The sequence below is a fragment of the Paenibacillus sp. FSL H7-0331 genome, from assembly GCF_001956045.1.
Map to the genome: position 1 here is coordinate 242,783 of NZ_MRTH01000009.1, position 17,939 is coordinate 260,721.

A 17,939-nucleotide genomic window follows, 5' to 3' on the forward strand; every position below is an offset into this window, starting at 1 on the left:
TATGTCAAGATCTGTCGAATTTACGAAGGATATGCTGATTTTGCATTTAACCGGATTAACGAGTGTGGGGGCTCTAAGACGCAGAGTTGAAATACCGTACACCGAGATCATTCAGGCATCGGTCAGCGATTTTAAGTTATCCATGTTTCAATTTCGTGTAGGTACTTCGATCGCTGATGTGAGGGAAGGTCGGTTTTTGATTGATGGCCATTGGTGCTTTATATCCTATGAAAATCATAATGATGTGGTTGTGCTTGAATTGAGGGATCATGAGTTTAAACAGGTCGTTTTTCAAATTGAAAATCCGGTCGAAACCGAACGGCTTATTGCAGAGCACAGGCTTGAGTATATAAAAAACCGGGGCATGCAGCAGTAAATTTAGATGATGGCGAGGAAACGTACTGTGGGATCAGTATTTAAGTTTGATTTTGGTTTGGGGCCAGCGGAGAACAGCTATGTGAAAATTGGGGCAGAATCCTCCTATGATGTATCATTGGGGTATGGCTTTACAGATGTGAATCAAGTGTATGCCATTGACAGAGAAGAAGCCGGTAGGCTGCGCAGAGATTTTTGTATTCCTTTAAATACGGCTTTTATCGTCGATGTCCCTGACGGCAATTATCATGTCACCTTGATGGTCGGCGATACCTTAACGGCTACGGAGACAACCGTCAAATCGGGTGAGGGCCGTCTGCTGCTTCATCGTCTGCAAACCGCAGCAGGTCAATTCATCAAGCGCAGCTTCGCTGTACATGTAAGTGGGGGACAGCTCATTCTGGCATTCTCAGGCATTGCGCCGCGGGTAAATGCATTGGAGATTGCAGCGTCCTCCCAGATTGTGACCGTATTTCTGGCTGGTGACTCTACTGTCACGGATCAGGAGGCCGAGGGTTATCCCTATGCGGGCTGGGGACAGATGCTACCGCACTGCCTGAATGCTTCAGCCGCGGTAGCCAATCATGCCAAATCGGGTCGCAGCTCTAAAAGCTTTATTGATGAAGGACGATTGGAAGCCATTCTGCAGCTTATTCGTCCGAACGACTATCTGTTTATCCAATTTGGGCATAACGATCAAAAGCCGGATCTGGAACGGCGTACCGAGCCTGCTACCACCTATAAGCACTTCTTAAAATTATATATCGACGGCGCACGTGAACGGGGCGCGTTACCCGTATTGGTCACAGCGGTTCATCGTCGAATATTTGACGAAAATGGCTTGATTATTAACACGCATGGAGAGTATTTGCAAGCGGTTAAAGAGCTGGGTGAGGCCGAGGAGGTTCCGGTTATTGATCTTGCCGACAAAACGCGAAAGCTCTATGAGGCTTATGGCGCGGAGCGATCCAAAAGGCTATTCCTTTGGTCGGTGCCCGGCGAATTTCCGAACCACCCATCGGGTTCGGTTGATAATACGCATTTTCAGGAGCGGGGTGCGATTGAAGTTGCCAAGCTCGCAGCTGAAGGGATCAGGCAAGCCCAGCTTAATCCGCTGATGCTGTTTTTAAACTAAAACACCGCATTACAATTGTAAAGGGAGGGTTACGAACAATGGGGAAAAAGGCTAGATTCAGTATCATCGGCGGTGGTTTCCGCACACAAGCATTCCTGCGCATTGCCAAAGAATTGCCTGAACGCTTTGAGGTGTCCGGTCTGGTCGTTCGAGACCCGGACAAGGGACAATTCATTGAGCAGGAGTGGAACGTACGTACATATCGTACTCTGGAAGAGCTGCTGGAGAAGGAGCAGCAGGACTTTGTTGTCGTATCGGTAGCGCGTACGGTATGTCCTGACTTCCTGTTTGAGCTGGCAGAACGCGGTATACCGGCTTTGACAGAAACGCCACCTGCCCAGGATGTGGAAGGACTGCTCAGACTGCATGAGCTTACGCTGAGCGGAGCCCGTATCCAGGTCGCCGAGCAGTATCATGATCAGCCACTCCATGCGGCAAGGCAAGCTTTTGTGGAATCGGGGCGACTGGGTACAATTACGGAATCTTATGTATCAACCGCCCATGATTATCATGGGATGAATCTGATGCGTAAGCTGCTGGGAGCCGGCTATGGGAAGGTCAAGATTCGTGCGATGCGGCATGAGACACCGCTAATGGGCGGACCGACACGAAGTGGCCCTCCTACTGAAGAAACGCTCATTCAGTCTAAACGGGATATGGCATGGCTTGAATTTGAGGATGGCAAGCTTGGCGTTTATGACTTTTGCAATGATCAATACAGGTCGTGGGTTCGTTCCAATTTGGTCAGTGTAAGAGGTGAGCGGGGAGAAATTGTGGATCAGCGCATTAGCGTGCTGGCTGATTATGCGACACCGCAGTATTTGGATTTTAAACGGATTAATAAAGGAGAAAACGGCAACCTGGAAGGCTATTTCCTGCAAGGGATCATGGCCGGTGATCAGTGGATGTATCACAATCCTTTTGTTGGATCGCGTCTGAATGATGATGAAATTGCAATCGCAACATGTTTGGCCAGAATGGCTGAATATGCGGCGGGTGGTCCAAATAGTTACGGACTGCGGGAAGCGTCGCAGGATCAATACCTCGGTTTGATGATTCAGCAGGCGATTGCTTCAGGCGGAGTGGTCGCTACGGACGTGCAGCCGTGGGCAATAATCGACTAACCATAATAAAACCTCTCTCATCCCCTGATCGTAAGATCGGACGGATGGAGAGGTTTTTCATTTCTTATTAACAATATGACGCTGCTTACTTTACTTCAAAGTAGGTAACGATTTCATCCAGAAGCAGGTTAGCCGCTTGAATGCCGCCAGCCGAGTTCCAGATCACATCATTAACTTTTACGACTTTGTTGGCTTTGGACACGTTCAAGTTTTTGAATAAAGGGTCCTTTAACCAATTATCGGCCACATTGGCTGCATCTGTCTTACCGGTATTTTCAGTTACAAAATAGAACAGGACATCACCATCCATACTAGGGATCGATTCCTTGGTCATTTTTTCAAATGAGGCGTCCTTATCCTGGGAGGCAGGGCGGGCAAATCCAAGCTGAGACAAAAGTAGACCCGCAAAGGTTTGCTTTTGATACATACGGACCTCCGCAGCGGAAAAGCGTACAAGCGATATTTGGGTAGCTGCCTTAGCTCCAAGCTTGGCTTTTACTTCCACAACACGTTTTTCGAACGCTGCTATAGCTTTCTCACCTTCGGCTTTCTTGTTCACCGTTTCTGTATACAGCTTAAAATTCGTTTTCCAGTCCCCTGATAAATCAGCTGAGAATACGGTAGGAGCGATGTTCTTCAATTGATCATAAATTTTGGCTTGTCTGACTTTATTGCCAATAATTAAATCGGGCTTAAGACTGGCGATCAGTTCAATATTCGGTTGTAATTCATCACCTAGAACAGTGACATCCTTCATATCGGCTTTAATATGATCATACCAGGGTTCTCCGTACCAGGACTTGACGGCGCCAACCGGTTTAATGCCGACTGCAAGCAGCGCTTCTGTTCCTTCATTCGTCAGAATAACAACGCGCTTCGGCGTACCTGTTAAGGTTTCTTCTCCCATAGCATGTTTAATTACCCGTGGGGCTTCAGCCTGTGCTGAAGCGGCTGCTGATGAAGCTGGTGTGGCTGCGACTGGGGTCGTTTGTTGGGGATTGCTTCCGCAGCCTGCTGCTATGAACAATAGAATAACCGATACTATAAGCAGCAACGGACTACGGGTAGATCTCAGTAATGATAGCATGAATGTCTCTCCTCTGAAAAAGTAAATGGCCTTAACAAACAGAAAAATGATAATGGTTATCATTATCATTAAAATAATAAGGGATATGAAGGGCCACGTCAATTGCTAAATCAGATTCTGGAGCGCTGGTTCAGGAATCAAGTTTAATCCGAGACTTATGTGATATGAATATGAACTCATTAAAGATCATTTTCGTGAAGATAGGCGACGGCCTCAGACCGGCTGGAAACCTTCAGTTTTTTGTAAATCGTACTCAAATAATTTTTTACGGTACCAGTTGTCAGAAACAATTCTGAAGCGATAGCTTGGTTGGACTTTCCTTGTTTTAGATTCCTTAAAATGTTGCGTTCCTGGATCGACAAGCCATTCAACTTTTCATCGTGTTGTTGATCGGGGTAAGCTGGTGCCATATTGTCCTGTGACGATCGGTTTTTATGCTGCTCGGAAGAATGGAGCATCCGGGCAAGTCGCAGCTGAATGCTGTAAGGGTAATTGATTCTCCCACCCATACAGTCCTGAATCGCAGAAAGCATCTTCTCAGTCTCAATGCCTTTGACCAAAAAGCCGCTTGCTCCATGACGAATCGCTTCCCATATGTAGTCTTCATCCTCAAAGGTTGATAATATCAGCACCTTAATCTCAGGAAATTGCAATTTGATTTGTCTGGTTGCCTCCAATCCATCCAGCTTCGGCATATGGATGTCCATCAATACTAGTTGAGGACGATGCAGTTGTACCTGTGCTAGTGTGGCTATTCCGTCACCTGTCTTGGCTACTACGGCATAGTTGTCCTCCATGCTTAGAATGGCCGCCAAACCATCACGGATTAAAGGTTGATCGTCTGCTATAAGGATGGTTGTTTTAGACAAGTTGCTCACTCCGCTCGATCGTTTTTGCTTGATATGGGATCGTTATTTCCAACGTGACACCGCCAGCCAAATTGTGGCTTGAAATCGCAAGCTTTCCGCCAACATCTGCAACTCTCTCGTTCATAGCGTTCAGGCCAAAGCCATGAACGATTTGGAGTGGAGGTTTGCCATTGTCGGCTAACATAAATCGGATGTACGCAGAGTCATAGGTTAATGAGAACTGAAACAAGGTGCTGGCACCATGCCGAATTCCGTTCGTTATGCCCTCTTGCAGTGCACGATAAATCGTTAGCTCGATCATGGGCGACAATTCTGGAATCGTAGTATCAATTTCGCATGCAATTTCCACATTTGTCAACTTTTCTGTTTCCTCAATTAACCCCATAAGCTCAGGTATGAACGGGTGACTCGGGAGGTTTTCACGCAACAGATGTACTGAGGTTCGTACGTCGTCCAGTCCGCTGAGAATATTATCTTTCGTTCTATCGATCATTTCCAAAGCAAGCGAATAATGACTTTTCCCGATAGCATGTGCGGCTGTTTGCAGTCCTGTTAACGCTGATGTCAGCGTATGCCCAACCGAGTCATGAATTTCACGGGATATTCGTGTTCGTTCTTGTAATATGGCTTTGCGCTCCAACTCAATCGAGGCGATTCGCAGTTGTTCATTATCTCTGGCCAATTGATTTTTTTGCTGAAAAGCGATTTTTGCAAGAAAGCTCATTCCAAAAATGGCGAAGTATTCGATGATTCGAGGAAAAGCAAAGAAAATTTGTTCGTAAGGGGGGAACTGTTTGAAAATCCAAAGGCTCAGCAAACAGCAGATATAGCTCACTATAGTAAAAATAAGCGAACGGTTTCTGGAGTGATGAAAAGTAAATTCACCTATGAGAATCAAAACATAAACCTGTGCAAAAAAGTCCTCTGAAACTACCCATATGATAAGTGCTAGAGCCTGCTGAGAAACTAAAAATAGAACGCCAGTCCTTCGGTGCAGATCGACCTTCAGGATATAATCCCGAAACAGGACGACTGCGATAAAAGTACAAGTTAGTAAACAAAGTCCAATAGAAAAATTAGTCGTATGGAGTAGTAAGGTGACGGATGCTACTAGTACAATTGCAGTCAAGATTAAAGTTAGATTTCTATTTAATTGCGTATCCATGGCATACCCTCACATGAAGTGAAATATCTAATGACTTTATTTTACCATAAACATGACTTAAGTCATATTATTTAGAAAATAATGTCGAGATATGACCAAAATACTGTTTTTCTAGTGAATTTCTTCATCTGGGTTAGGCCATTAGAATCATCTATAATAGAAGAGTATGATAGACTAGGTTAGATATAGGTGTTTAAATAGGTATTGTCGCCCAAAGATGCTAGTGCCTATATAAGGTGTAGGTCAAAAGGACTGGGATTTATGTCAGTGGAAAGTCATATAGCTGTGGACCTGTTCAGCAATTACAGATGAAAATAGAAATTCAAGGGAGGCATGGATCATGGTTCTGATTTTATGGAATGTACTAGGCGGCGTTCTTCTAATTTCGACTCTATGTCTGCTTATCGGTTTAATAAGGGGAGGCAAGCCTGAACAGGTGAAGCTCTCTATTGACAGTAGGAAATCGTCATATGAGGAACGGAAAATCTCATGAAAATGACGGTATGGAATATGAGATATTGAATGAGCTCCAGATTCAGAGAATAGGTCCCGCTATGCAAGATTTTTTAGATTGTAATCAGTTTACGCAGCGAGAATCGGAAATTCTAATACTGATTGCTGTATATGGTTTTTCCAATCGCGAAATTGCCGAGTATTGCGTAATCAGTGAAAAAACTGTCAAAAATCATCTTGCCAATATTATGAAAAGGATGGGCATTCGCTCGACACGGAAGCTGCTTTCCTTACTGTTCAATCATGTACTAAACGTTCGTGAACAAGATTCCGCTAATCACAATCAAGTTGCGACTATGTTATGATCAAACCTATGGATGGAGGTATTTATATTTCAGCTGTGAATAAAGGAGTAATGATTGCATTTTTAATAATGGCCATTTTGCTGTCCGTTGTGTTTGCATCAAACCTCGTTAATGCAGCAAGTGAACCAAATCTTGCTTTAAATCCGAGTCAGACAGGTTACCCCGAGGCTACAGCATCCTACACCTGCGGCTGTGACAATGTATGGAGCGCCGTTAATGGCACTTTTTACTTCAAAGGTAATGAACCTCGTGACAGATGGACCAGCTATTATACCGGGAGTGAAACGGATTGGTTGGCTATTGATTTTGGGTCACCTACAACGTTTAATCAGGCTAAATTATACTTTTATAATGACGGAGGTGGGGTGATTCCTCCAGCGAGCTATCTTGTCCAATATTGGAATGGCAATAGTTGGGTAGAAGCGGCAAATCCAATAAAGACCCCAGAAACACCTACCGCCGCTGTAGATAACGTGGCAACACCGGAGAACACTTTAAATATAGTGAATTTTGATACAGTGACATCGACTAAATTAAGAATTGTATTTACCAACACAAGCGGTTATGCTACCGGGCTTGTTGAGCTTGAAGTATTCTTACATCAATCCGCCGATCAGATTGCAGCTTCTGCAATGATAGCGCAAATTGAACAATTGCCGATCCAGGGAGCTGTCTTATTAACGGACAAACCGGCTATCGTCGCCACTCGTACCGCCTTCGATAATCTCACAGTAAACCAAAAGAATCTGGTCACGAATCTGAGTAAATTAACAGCGGCGGAAGCAGCCATAGCCGCACTGGAAGCAGCCGTGGCAGATCAGATTGCAGCCTCTGCAATGGTGGCGCAAATTGAACAATTGCCGATTCAGGGAGCTGTTGTATTAACGGACAAGCCAGCTATCATCGCGGCTCGTACCGCCTACACTAATCTCACTGTGAGCCAAAAAAGTCTGGTCACGAATCTGAGTAAATTAGCAGCAGCGGAAGCAGCTATTGTAACGTTAGAAACGGCCTTAATTCCGGGTGTGAAGAACGTGGGCATACTATCTGCTTTTGGCAACGCAGAGGGAAATACGATAACGTTAAAATTATCTTCGGTCCTGGATGTGACGTACAGCATGCAGGCGGACAAATTTCAAGTTATCGTCAATGCAGCTCCAATTCCAGTAACTCATGCCGTCTATGATTCGATAGATCCCAGTCGTCAAACGATCAAATTAACATTTTCCTCGCCTGTATTATTGAATGAAACCCTGGTTACTTTTTTAGCACATAGCGGAGCGTTCAAAACGAGCAATAATGAATTGAATAATGCGATTCCTTCCAGACCTGTCATTACATTCAAAGCACTTGATCTGACGCTGGATAATCGTATTGGTGTGGACGATATCGTTCGCACGATGAGCAGTCCTGCTATGCAAATCGACGTCAATCAGGATGGGATTTTTAATCGAGAGGATCTATTCATGTTATTGAGTCAGATTTCGGTGCGTTAACTTTAGTCAGTTCATCAAACCTCCATTGGGAGGTTTTTTGTTTTGTGTAATTATAACAGGTTAATGGAGCAAAGTAAGGATGGACTCCACAGAATTGTCAATAAAGGCACGATTGGGACGTGATTTCATGAGCACAGTAAGTCCGATTAATGACACGACAAGTGTCTGCGCCAAAGCGGTTGCATTCGCAGCTGGATCGAGCTCACCCGATTGCTGGCCTCGTTCGATCGTTTCTTGAAATATGGCGGACAAATACATCTGATGCTCTCTGGTCAATATTTCAAATTTGGCATCATGAGGGGAGAGCTCTACCATCGTATTAATGCAAAAGCATCCCCGATTAGGCGCCTCTTCGTATTCCTGTGCCACCAGATTTTCAAAATAGGAACGAATTGCATCTTTGACTGATGGATTCTTTTGAAGTTGAGCTCTTACACTTGAAGCGTGGGACTGGGTATACTTTCGAAGTGCAGCTTCAAATAGTTCCTTTTTATTCCCGAATGCTGCGTAAATACTGGGTCGTTGAATACCCATTGTAGAAGTCAAATCACTTAATGAGGTGGCCTCGTATCCTTTCTCCCAAAATACATGCATAGCTGCCTCTAATGCCTTGTGCTCATCAAATTCACGAAGACGTACCATGTGGAACCCTCTTTTCATATCGATCAGTATAGTATGATTTTATTATTCGTTTGCGATATTGTCAAATCCATTGACATAATAAATGATAACTTATATATTATTAACCATCATAACATACTGATCAGTATAAAATGATGATTTATATATAAGGAGTGTTAGCACATGGAAAAGCTTGATGAACAAGCATTAGTTGTCTATGAGGATTCAAGCGGTGTAGAACCCAGAACGACTGTAGAGTCTACTAAATCCGGTTCAGGTATGGTTCCATCCCTTTCACGCTCCATTACGCTGTTGTTGGCAGTTGCCTGTGGGCTGGCTGTAGCCAACATCTATTTTGCGCAGCCACTGCTTGACACGATAGCTAACGAATTCGGTATCGCTTATTCGTCGATTGGGATTATCATTACGATTACTCAAATATGTTATGCGTTGGGGCTTTTCTTGCTGGTACCGCTTGGCGACCTGTTGGATCGGCGCAAGTTGGTTGTCACTATGATGCTCATATCTGTTCTTGCACTTATAACTGTCGGTTGTGCACCTAATAGCGCTGTTATGTTGATAGGTATGGCGGTAGTCGGGTTACTGGCCGTAGTCGTGCAGGTGTTTGTCGCATATGCGGCGACTTTGGCTGCGCCTGCCGATCGAGGGCGTGTTGTTGGCTTGGTGACGAGCGGTGTGGTTATTGGTATTTTGCTGGCGCGTACCTTTGCTGGTGTCTGGACCGATCTTGCCGGATGGCGTGCGGTTTATTTGATCTCTGCGGCATTAACACTGGTAATGGCTTGTGTGATGTTCCGGGTATTGCCTCACCAGGGAAAAATGACAGCGGCGTTATCATATCCCAAATTGCTGCGCTCGGTGTTCATGCTGTTTGTTCAGGAACCGGTATTGCTTATCCGTGCCGTGATCGCTTTGTTGATTTTTACTGCGTTCAGCATCTTGTGGACTTCGCTGGTTCTGCCGCTCAGTGCACCGCCACTTTCACTGTCACATACCGCAATCGGATCGTTTGGGCTTGCAGGTGCTGCGGGAGCGTTAGCGGCAGCGCGAGCAGGACAACTGGCTGATCGTGGGTTAGGGCAGCGAACAACAGGTATAGCTCTTGTCGTATTACTGGGATCGTGGCTGGCAATCGGCTTTGCCGAGCACTCATTGTGGGCACTAATTGTTGGTGTGATCGCCCTGGACTTCGCCGTGCAGGCTGTGCACGTGACTAGCCAGAGCATGATCTTGAGCGTTCGTCCGGAATCGCGCAGCCGTCTTACAGCGGGCTATATGATCTTTTATTCCATCGGCAGTGCAACGGGTTCGGTGGCTTCAACCTTCGTGTACGCACATGTTGGCTGGATCGCCGTATGCTTGCTGGGTGCTGCGGTCAGCGCCTTAGCGCTGCTCTTTTGGGCATTAACCCGGCATTTAACGCCAACGTCTGATACAGCCAGCTGATACAAGGCGCAAGCATCAAGTAATCCAAGAGGAAAAAATGAGATGATCATAGTCAAATGACTGTGATTTTTTTCGTGCTGTCCTTTACGCTTGGATGAATCCTCAAGTAGAATGAGCTTGAAGGTGCCTATAATTCTGTTGATCAGTCGAGGATGGTACGATGAGGATCCAAAGTACCTTTTGGTTACGAAAGGAGAGAAGCTATGTATCGCGTTTTAATTGTAGATGATGAGCCTTGGGTGCTTAAAGGTATACTCAACACGTTCAGATGGGACGATTTCGGTTTTGTGGTGATAGCGGATACAACCGATCCTTTGTTGGCCTACGACACCATCCTTAAACAGCAGCCGGATGTGGTCATGACGGACATCAGGATGCCGGAGCTGACGGGGATAGACCTGATGAAGCTGTGCCGGGAGCAGGGGATCAAAGCAGAGTTCATTATTATTAGCGGAGCGGCTGATTTTCATTATGCGCAGGAGTCGATTCGCTTGGGCTGCTTTGATTATATGTTGAAACCGCTTCAATTCGATGCGGCGGATGCTTTGCTGGAGCGGTTGAGCCACCATTTGGAGTCGATGCATCTACCAAAAGAAGTCGCGGCAAGAGAATTGGAGCCAAAAGCCGAGAATGCTGCGCCGAGCCCGCTCATCAATGAGAATTTCAAACAATTGCTGGACTATGTTAATCATCATTATGAGGATGAGCTTTACCTGAAGGAGCTTTCGCACAAATTTTATATCAACTACACGTATTGCTGTGATTTATTTCAAAAGGCTACGAAATCTACCTTCAACGAATTTGTAACCCGTCTGCGCATGAATAAAGCCGAACAGCTGCTCAAGGAAAGCCATTTATCGGTTCACGAGGTTGCCCGGACAGTAGGCTATAAAGACTGCAATTATTTCAATAAGGTTTTTAAAAAATGGTTTGGCATGACTCCGACAGGCTACCGCAAGAGCCTGCAGGGGGATGAGGCATGAGATTATTAACGAAAATGACTTTAATGCACAAGCTGCTGCTCATTGTCGGCATATCCACGCTGATGATATTTTCACTGCAAATTTACTACTATTCCAAATTTTACGGGCTGACCGAGGACAAGGAAAATGTACATACCTCCAAAATCTTGAAGCAGGTGGAGGAAAAGGTGATTTCCTATGCGCAGGATATTAAGGATGCTGCACTGGCCTCCTCTTACAACACGATGACACATGACTATTTAAGCTCGGATGACCCGATCTACAGACTTCGACTCAACAAGATTGTGATAGAAATTATGTCCGGTATTAAAGCCTCCAACAAGAATATTCAATCGATAATGATCGTGGATAAAAACAACAATATTCTCGGCGCCTTAAACCCCGAGGATTATGTAGTCCTTGAGGAGTTTGAGAAGAAATACAGCTTGCCTGTTTTTCGTTCGCAAACGAAATTTTTCGGGAAAGTATTTAATAGTGAAAAAATGGAGCGGCCCGCCTACTTCTTTTATCATTCCATTTCTTCCACGCTAAACAGTGACAGCACAGTTTCGGATTTGGGAAAATGTATTGTCGTTTATAAAACAGAAATTTTGGACCAGCATATAACCAACATTAAGAACACACCCAATTCATTACTGATGATTCTCGATAATGAATCCCACATTGTTACGGCGGATGAAAGCTCGATGAAAGGAACTTTTTTTGATAAATCGATTTTTGGAGGCATGGAAGGCGACAGCAGGGAGCATCAGGTGGAATATCGTCAGAAGCTGAACCATGTTCAAATCAACGAGATTGAACTTCTGGATTGGAAAATTGTCAGCATGATTCCGATTAACGAAATGACCGACGAACTGCGGGCTATCCGCAACAGCGGTTTTATGATCGGCACGGCGATGACGCTGCTTATTTTGGTGATGGGCCTGCTGTTTATCCGAAGTGTGACGCTGCCCTTTGGGCGGATTATACGTTTTGTCAATTTTATCGGGAACAATGACGGCAAGCAAAGACTGAAAATGTCGATCGGCAATGAAATGGGTTTTTTGGCTATTGAAATCAACAGGATGCTGGATCGGGTTGACGAAGCGAATGAGCAATTGCTGGAAGCCAGCATTTCATTGTATCAGATGGAATTAGCCAAAAAACAAGCTGAATTAGCTTCTCTGCAAAGTCAGATCAACCCTCATTTTCTGTATAATACGTTGGAATGCGTTCGAAGCATTGGGCTTGCCAACCGGGTGATGGAAATTGTGGAGATCGCTACATCGATGGCCAAAATATTCAGGTACAGCATCAAGGAGGATCATTTTGTCCAAATCAACAATGAGATGGATTGCATTCAGGATTATATGCGTATCATGACGATCCGATTTACTGACAAATTCAGTGAGCACATCAGCATCGAAGACAACGTTCTGAGTATGAGGATTCCACGAATGATCCTGCAGCCGATTGTTGAAAATGCGATTTATCATGGACTGGAACGGAAGAACGGCAAAGGGATTTTGACCATAAAGGGCTGGGTGACGGCGGACAATGTGGTACGCTTTGAAATTGCCGATAATGGCAAAGGGATACCTGCTGCAGAGCTTCACAAGCTTCGCCAACGCTTACAAGCGGCGGATATCGGTCAGAGCTTTTCCACGGAAAAAGGGCTGGGCTTATTGAATATCCAGCGGAGAATCAAGCTTGCTTTTGGCGAGCCGTACGGCATCGAAGTTAACAGCATCGAGAATGAAGGGACTCAGGTTAGCCTGCAAATCCCCATCTCCTTTGACGAGCAGCCTGCAGTGCGTTGAAGAGGTTCTGCTGCATGATGGACACCACTTTTTGTCATATTCATGATTGAATCTTAATGCTGTAAGTTCCGAATTTATTACCCTATCGTCCGAAACGAATCTCTGGAATTCCCTTGGAAAACGTTTACAATTAAAGTGATAATACAAGGAGGCGGATGTGGATGTTTAACCTGCACTCATGTTATGTGAAGGAGCTTGACAGCAGCTGGAGGATGGATCGCACCGTAACCACACATGATTTACTGATTTTTATTACAAGCGGCAAATTGATTTATTGGGTTGATAATGAGAAAATCCCGCTGCAGCAGGGTGATATTTTGTACATTCCGGAGGGTTCGCTGCGCAGCGGAGCAGCTCTTGAATACCATCAAAGGTATGCAACGGTGTTCAGTTCGACAGGAGCCGATCAAGGACTGCTGCCGATACTGGATAAGAAAAAGAGCTTTAAAATGAAAATTCAAAACTCTGCGTATTTCAAGCTGAGATTCTCGCAGTTAACCCATCATTGGCAGATGAAGGGGCCTTATCTGGATACGACCTGTTATGCGATTCTGCTGGAGATGCTCAGTATGATCAACAGCGACCTGGATCACAGGGAGCTTGGTACACGGAAATTGAAGCTCGTTACCGATATCAAAAACTATATCCACAATCATCATCAGGAATCCATCAAGCTGCAGGATTTGTCGGATTACAGTGGAAAAACGCCCAATTACATATCCTGTTTATTTAAGCAAGTGACCGGCTTTACACCGATAGAATATCTTCATGATGTGCGGATCTCGGTAGCGAAGGATTTGATGCTGAGCAAATCGATAACAGTTCGCGAAATTGCCGAACAGACGGGGTTTTGTGACCAGGCTTATTTTCATCGTGTTTTTAAAAAGGTAACCGGTTATTCGCCGACAGATTTTTTGAATGAAAAATACGGATAGATTTAACTTTCATAGAGGCACTTGCACAGAAATGCAGCAGGTGTCTTTTCTTTCTAAAAAACTTTGCCACAATCGTAAGATCGTACAAAGAGGCGGATATCGTTAATGGTGCAGAAGGCTGAAAGGGACTATGCTGATAGAGAAGAAGAAAGCTTCTACGCTTGAGATAGCCAAGTAGCCATCATAATTTGAAATGGAGGAAATGATCAATGGAGCCATCGAGTTTGCAGTATGCATTAACAGAGGAAGAGCGTCAAACGTTTAACAAGACAGGGTACCTGATCCTGGAAAATGCTTTATCTCCCGAGCAAGTGGCAGCGCTTACCAAAGAGGTTGACCATATATTCGAAACGAAGGTAAAGGCCGGTCATGATACAACCAAGGCTTTGTTTCATCCCAACTTTATTCCGGATCACCAGCTTTTCCTTGATTTACTCGATTATGAAAAGGTACTTCCTAAAGTATGGGGAATTCTCGGCTGGAACATTTATTTGTATCATGCCCATATGATCGTTACCCCACCGAGTGGCGCAGAGCAGAACGATAAAACGTTCGGCTGGCATCAGGACAGCGGGCGGATGAATATCGAAATGGAATCGGAGCCGCGACCACGTATGTCGTTGAAAGTAGCGTATTTTTTATCGGATATTTCCGAGCCGGGACGCGGCAATTTCTGGATCGTGCCCAACAGCCATTTGAATAATACAATGGTCAGACCTGAGAGTGGGATCGGTCAGCTCGAAGGAGCGATTCCCGTATGTGTGAAGCCGGGAACGGCCGTGTTCTTCGACCGGAGGTTGTGGCATGCGGCAAGTCCGAATTGGTCTGACATTACGCGCAAAGTGCTCTTCTATGGTTATGGATACCGTTGGATACGGACAAAGGACGACATGACGGTACAGGATCTGTATCCGAAGTGTGATCCGATTCAGCGGCAGCTGCTGGGTGACGGGATTAACTGCAACGGTTATTACACACCAACGGATGAAGAGGTGCCGCTGAAGATATGGTTGAAGGAGCATGCACCTGGGCAGGTGGGCAAATAAATAGGTGGAGCAATGCACAGGTAAATGGATGAGTTCAACGATAGAGCGACCATAATGACTATGCTTAAGCAAGGGGGATATGCGATGTCAGTAAATGAGCAGACAGCAGTAAACGAACCTTCGGACGCTTCCAGAGCAGCAAGAAAGAAAGTGAAGCACGGCATTATCGATTGTGATGTGCATCCGATACCCAAAAGTATGGATCAAATTAGGCAATACTTGCCGAAGTTCTGGAAAGAACGGTTTCGGGGAGGAGGGAGAGGGTTGTTTTACGGCAACCCCTCCCACGGTATGCGTCAGGATTCGCTTCCACCCGACGGAGGACCTGCTGGCTCAGACCCGGGCTTCATGCGCAAGCAGCTGCTTGAAGCCAATAATATCAAAACCGCGATCTTGATTCCGCGCGAGAACAGCTGCCAGTTTCCCGATCTGGATTACGGCAATGCAATTGCTTCGGCCTATAACGAGTGGATCGCAGATACGTGGATCGGTCCGGGCGATAATCATGACGGCATATTCAAGTCGTCGATCGTTATCAATCATAGCGATCCAGCCTCCGCTGCCAAGGAGATCGACCGTTGGGCAGGGCACAAGCATTTCATCCAGGTGACTACCGATTCGGGTGCCAGATTTCTGATGGGACACCGCAATTTTCATCCGATATTCGAAGCGTGCAGCAGACATCATTTACCGCTTGCTCTGCATCCGGGATTAGATGGGATTGGCATTAATATTCTTCCGTCTCCAGGCAATCCAAGCCATTACATTGAATGGCATACCTGTATGTCCCTCAGCTTTCAGGCGCATTTGGTCAGTCTCTTGACGGAAGGAACGTTTGAGCGGTTCCCGGATCTGCGTATCGTGCTGGTCGAGGGCAGCTCGACATGGCTGGTTCCGTTGATGTGGCGGCTCGATATGGAGTACAAGGCATTACGTCACGAAATTCCCTGGGTCAAAAAGCTGCCAAGCGAATATTTGCGTGACCATGTGCGGATTACTTCGCAGCCGTTGGAAAGACCAAGTAACGATGAGGATTTTATGGATATGTTAAGAATGATGGATGCCGAGCACCTGCTGATGTTCTCCTCGGATTATCCGCACTGGGATTTTGACAATCCGAAATCGGCATTTCCCAAGCTTCCGGAGAAGCTGTATAACCGAATCTTTTTTGAAAATGCGGAGGAGTTTTATGGATTATAAGTCCGGTGAATAAGTATCCGCTGCGCGGTCAAATATCCTTCCAATCACTGTTGTTTCCTGTATTTTTATTATTTTGTAAGACACTTAGCGGTAAAAATACTGAAACAAAGGTGAACGCTAACGCTTTTCCAGGATTATTTGACCGCTCCGCTCTTTATTCACCAGACTTATAAAGTAAATATGTATAGTAGAACAGAGGGGAGAATCGGCAGATGGGCAAGCATTTGGTAGGAGTTACCAGTGAAATTTTACCGGGTCAAAGGAAAATTGTTACGGTAGAAGGCATTACGATGGGTGTTTTTAATGTTAATGGTACGTACTACGCAGTGAAAAACAGCTGTCCTCACCAGCAGGCGCCATTATGTGTGGGCAAAGTATCGGGAACGACGCTTCCCTCTCAGCCAGGAGAGTTTCTGTATGGCAGGGAAGGAGAGATTCTCCGCTGTCCATGGCATGGCTGGGAATTTGATCTAACGAACGGGCACTCGTTGTTCGACCCCAATCGTTGCTGGGTGAAAACCTATGAGGTTGAGGTAGAACTGCCTGAGGAGGAGCAGCCCAAGCTGGAGACGTTCCCGGTCAGTGTCGAGGAGGAGCGCGTTATGGTTTCTGTGCACAGATAATGTACGTTTATTCGGCAAGGTGGCAGAAAACACAGAAAGGGGCGGTACCTCATTATGGAGGAACAGATAAAGAGCACTCATAATCGAAGCACCAATAAAACCGGAATCATTGATTGTGATGTACATCCCTATCCGAAAAACAAGGAAGAAATCCAGTCCTACATGAAGCAGCCTTGGCGGGAACGGTTCAATAGTGGGGGTAGGGGGCATTACGGTAACCCAGTGCATGGGGATCGGCAGGATGCCAAGCCCCCCGGCGGGGGACCCAGCGGCTCCGACCCTGAATTTCTGAGAGAGCAGCATGTGCTGAAATATGGTATCGATCATTGTATTCTCCTTCCTCGTGCCTTCTGTAATTTACTCCCCGATCCGGATTTTGCAACCGCCGTAGCTGCTGCATTTAACGATTGGCTGGCAGATACCTGGCTCGGCAAATACAATGGCGACGGTGTATTCAAAGGATCGATTACGATTGCTCACCAAGATCCATTAGCGGCAGCGGCAGAGATCAGAAGATGGGCGGGCCACCCGCATTTTGTTCAGGTGATGACGGATTCCGGTGCAAGGGCACCATTCGGACAGCGGCAGTATTATCCGATTTATGAGGCCTGTGCGGAAGCCGGACTGCCCTTGGCCATTCATCCGGGTACGGACGGTATGGGCATTAATATCCAGCCTACTCCGGGGTATCCCACCCATTATATTGAGTGGCACACCTGTCTTTCGCTCGGCTTTCAGGCGCATCTGGTTAGCTTTATCACGGAAGGAGTCTTTGAACGGTTTCCCGGGTTTAAAGTTGTGTTAGTAGAAGGCGGCGTATCCTGGCTGCCGGCTTTAATGTGGAGACTGGATGCTGAATATAAAGCTCTCCGTTATGAGGTTCCCTGGGTGAAGAAACGCCCGAGCGATTATTTGCGCGACCATGTACGGATCACTTCACAGCCATTGGAGCGGCCTGACAATGACAGCCACCTGCTGCAAACGCTGGAAATGATGGACGCGGAGCATCTGTTGATGTTTTCAAGCGACTACCCGCATTGGGATTTTGATTCCCCGAAGCTTGCATTTCCTAAATTACCTGAGCCGTTATGGCAGAGAATCTTTAAAGAGAATGCCAAACAGCTTTACAAACTCTGATTAGCCACATACTTGTAAGCGTTTATCTAGGACGCATTAAAGATTTCTATAATGAGGGG

17 protein-coding genes are annotated in these 17,939 nt (G+C 45.8%); 13 read left to right on the forward strand and 4 right to left on the reverse strand.

The annotated features are described in order from the left end of the window. The first annotated feature begins 1 nt into the window (after position 1). The 3 genes from BK127_RS15860 to BK127_RS15870 are packed head-to-tail and all read left to right on the forward strand — an operon-like array spanning position 2 to position 2,634. Positions 2–376: a hypothetical protein gene (locus BK127_RS15860; protein ID WP_076231817.1), complete on the forward strand. Its 375-nt coding sequence runs from the start codon at positions 2–4 to the stop codon at positions 374–376. Positions 377–403: 27 nt separating this feature from the next. Continuing rightward, positions 404–1,510: a rhamnogalacturonan acetylesterase gene (locus tag BK127_RS15865; protein WP_144026470.1), complete on the forward strand. Its 1,107-nt coding sequence runs from the start codon at positions 404–406 to the stop codon at positions 1,508–1,510. A gap of 38 nt (positions 1,511–1,548) precedes the next feature. Next, the gene (locus BK127_RS15870) at positions 1,549–2,634 is read left to right on the forward strand and encodes a Gfo/Idh/MocA family protein (RefSeq protein ID WP_076231820.1); all 1,086 of its coding nucleotides are present in this window, start codon (positions 1,549–1,551) and stop codon (positions 2,632–2,634) included. Positions 2,635–2,719: 85 nt separating this feature from the next. On the opposite strand, the gene BK127_RS15875 is transcribed toward BK127_RS15870, so the two are convergent. The 3 genes from BK127_RS15875 to BK127_RS43720 form a co-directional block, all read right to left on the reverse strand. Continuing rightward, entirely contained in the window at positions 2,720–3,721 is a 1,002-nt protein-coding gene (locus tag BK127_RS15875; protein WP_076231822.1) for an ABC transporter substrate-binding protein, read from the reverse strand. A gap of 179 nt (positions 3,722–3,900) precedes the next feature. Further along, positions 3,901–4,590 carry a response regulator transcription factor gene (locus BK127_RS15880; protein ID WP_076231824.1) on the reverse strand — a complete coding sequence of 230 codons (690 nt, stop codon included), beginning with the start codon at positions 4,588–4,590 and terminating at the stop codon, positions 3,901–3,903. Further along, a complete protein-coding gene (locus BK127_RS43720; protein WP_179097499.1) occupies positions 4,583–5,314 on the reverse strand; it encodes a sensor histidine kinase in 732 nt (243 codons plus the stop codon). The genes BK127_RS15880 and BK127_RS43720 overlap by 8 nt, the downstream gene beginning before the upstream one ends. A 911-nt stretch (positions 5,315–6,225) precedes the next feature. Between BK127_RS43720 and BK127_RS15890 the strand changes: the two genes are divergently transcribed. Beyond that, positions 6,226–6,573 (forward strand): helix-turn-helix domain-containing protein, encoded by a 348-nt coding sequence (locus BK127_RS15890; RefSeq protein WP_083689340.1) that lies wholly within the window; start codon positions 6,226–6,228, stop codon positions 6,571–6,573. Between the two features lie 50 nt (positions 6,574–6,623). Then, positions 6,624–8,069: a discoidin domain-containing protein gene (locus BK127_RS15895; RefSeq protein ID WP_179097500.1), complete on the forward strand. Its 1,446-nt coding sequence runs from the start codon at positions 6,624–6,626 to the stop codon at positions 8,067–8,069. A 60-nt stretch (positions 8,070–8,129) separates the two neighbouring features. Here BK127_RS15895 and BK127_RS15900 read toward each other — a convergent pair whose 3' ends face one another. Then, positions 8,130–8,711, reverse strand: coding sequence for a TetR/AcrR family transcriptional regulator (locus BK127_RS15900; protein WP_076231830.1), 582 nt, complete (start codon positions 8,709–8,711; stop codon positions 8,130–8,132). Positions 8,712–8,873: 162 nt separating this feature from the next. Between BK127_RS15900 and BK127_RS15905 the strand changes: the two genes are divergently transcribed. The 8 genes from BK127_RS15905 to BK127_RS15940 all read left to right on the forward strand — a co-directional run bounded on the left by BK127_RS15905 (position 8,874) and on the right by BK127_RS15940 (position 17,880). Further along, positions 8,874–10,157 (forward strand): MFS transporter, encoded by a 1,284-nt coding sequence (locus BK127_RS15905; protein WP_076231832.1) that lies wholly within the window; start codon positions 8,874–8,876, stop codon positions 10,155–10,157. 203 nt (positions 10,158–10,360) lie between these two features. Beyond that, the gene (locus BK127_RS15910; RefSeq protein WP_076231834.1) at positions 10,361–11,140 is read left to right on the forward strand and encodes a response regulator transcription factor; all 780 of its coding nucleotides are present in this window, start codon (positions 10,361–10,363) and stop codon (positions 11,138–11,140) included. Further along, positions 11,137–12,939, forward strand: coding sequence for a sensor histidine kinase (locus tag BK127_RS15915; RefSeq protein WP_076231835.1), 1,803 nt, complete (start codon positions 11,137–11,139; stop codon positions 12,937–12,939). Before BK127_RS15910 ends, BK127_RS15915 begins: the two co-directional genes overlap by 4 nt. A gap of 161 nt (positions 12,940–13,100) precedes the next feature. Further along, positions 13,101–13,874: a helix-turn-helix domain-containing protein gene (locus BK127_RS15920; RefSeq protein ID WP_076231837.1), complete on the forward strand. Its 774-nt coding sequence runs from the start codon at positions 13,101–13,103 to the stop codon at positions 13,872–13,874. Between the two features lie 209 nt (positions 13,875–14,083). Then, positions 14,084–14,920 carry a phytanoyl-CoA dioxygenase family protein gene (locus BK127_RS15925; RefSeq protein ID WP_076231839.1) on the forward strand — a complete coding sequence of 279 codons (837 nt, stop codon included), beginning with the start codon at positions 14,084–14,086 and terminating at the stop codon, positions 14,918–14,920. Between the two features lie 84 nt (positions 14,921–15,004). Beyond that, complete coding sequence (locus BK127_RS15930; protein ID WP_076231840.1) at positions 15,005–16,120, forward strand: amidohydrolase family protein; 1,116 nt, start codon at positions 15,005–15,007, stop codon at positions 16,118–16,120. Positions 16,121–16,332: 212 nt separating this feature from the next. After that, complete coding sequence (locus BK127_RS15935; protein ID WP_076231842.1) at positions 16,333–16,743, forward strand: Rieske (2Fe-2S) protein; 411 nt, start codon at positions 16,333–16,335, stop codon at positions 16,741–16,743. A gap of 54 nt (positions 16,744–16,797) precedes the next feature. After that, entirely contained in the window at positions 16,798–17,880 is a 1,083-nt protein-coding gene (locus BK127_RS15940) for an amidohydrolase family protein (protein WP_076231844.1), read from the forward strand. Positions 17,881–17,939 lie beyond the last annotated feature (59 nt).

Coding starts and splice junctions, on each gene's coding strand:
- BK127_RS15860 (WP_076231817.1), top strand. CDS start 2: ATGTCAAGATCTGTCGAATTTACGAAGGATATGCTGATTTTGCATTTA.
- BK127_RS15870 (WP_076231820.1), top strand. CDS start 1,549: ATGGGGAAAAAGGCTAGATTCAGTATCATCGGCGGTGGTTTCCGCACA.
- BK127_RS15875 (WP_076231822.1), bottom strand. CDS start 3,721: ATGCTATCATTACTGAGATCTACCCGTAGTCCGTTGCTGCTTATAGTA.
- BK127_RS43720 (WP_179097499.1), bottom strand. CDS start 5,314: ATGAGCTTTCTTGCAAAAATCGCTTTTCAGCAAAAAAATCAATTGGCC.
- BK127_RS15890 (WP_083689340.1), top strand. CDS start 6,226: ATGAGGAACGGAAAATCTCATGAAAATGACGGTATGGAATATGAGATA.
- BK127_RS15895 (WP_179097500.1), top strand. CDS start 6,624: ATGATTGCATTTTTAATAATGGCCATTTTGCTGTCCGTTGTGTTTGCA.
- BK127_RS15900 (WP_076231830.1), bottom strand. CDS start 8,711: ATGGTACGTCTTCGTGAATTTGATGAGCACAAGGCATTAGAGGCAGCT.
- BK127_RS15905 (WP_076231832.1), top strand. CDS start 8,874: ATGGAAAAGCTTGATGAACAAGCATTAGTTGTCTATGAGGATTCAAGC.
- BK127_RS15910 (WP_076231834.1), top strand. CDS start 10,361: ATGTATCGCGTTTTAATTGTAGATGATGAGCCTTGGGTGCTTAAAGGT.
- BK127_RS15915 (WP_076231835.1), top strand. CDS start 11,137: ATGAGATTATTAACGAAAATGACTTTAATGCACAAGCTGCTGCTCATT.
- BK127_RS15920 (WP_076231837.1), top strand. CDS start 13,101: ATGTTTAACCTGCACTCATGTTATGTGAAGGAGCTTGACAGCAGCTGG.
- BK127_RS15925 (WP_076231839.1), top strand. CDS start 14,084: ATGGAGCCATCGAGTTTGCAGTATGCATTAACAGAGGAAGAGCGTCAA.
- BK127_RS15930 (WP_076231840.1), top strand. CDS start 15,005: ATGTCAGTAAATGAGCAGACAGCAGTAAACGAACCTTCGGACGCTTCC.
- BK127_RS15935 (WP_076231842.1), top strand. CDS start 16,333: ATGGGCAAGCATTTGGTAGGAGTTACCAGTGAAATTTTACCGGGTCAA.
- BK127_RS15940 (WP_076231844.1), top strand. CDS start 16,798: ATGGAGGAACAGATAAAGAGCACTCATAATCGAAGCACCAATAAAACC.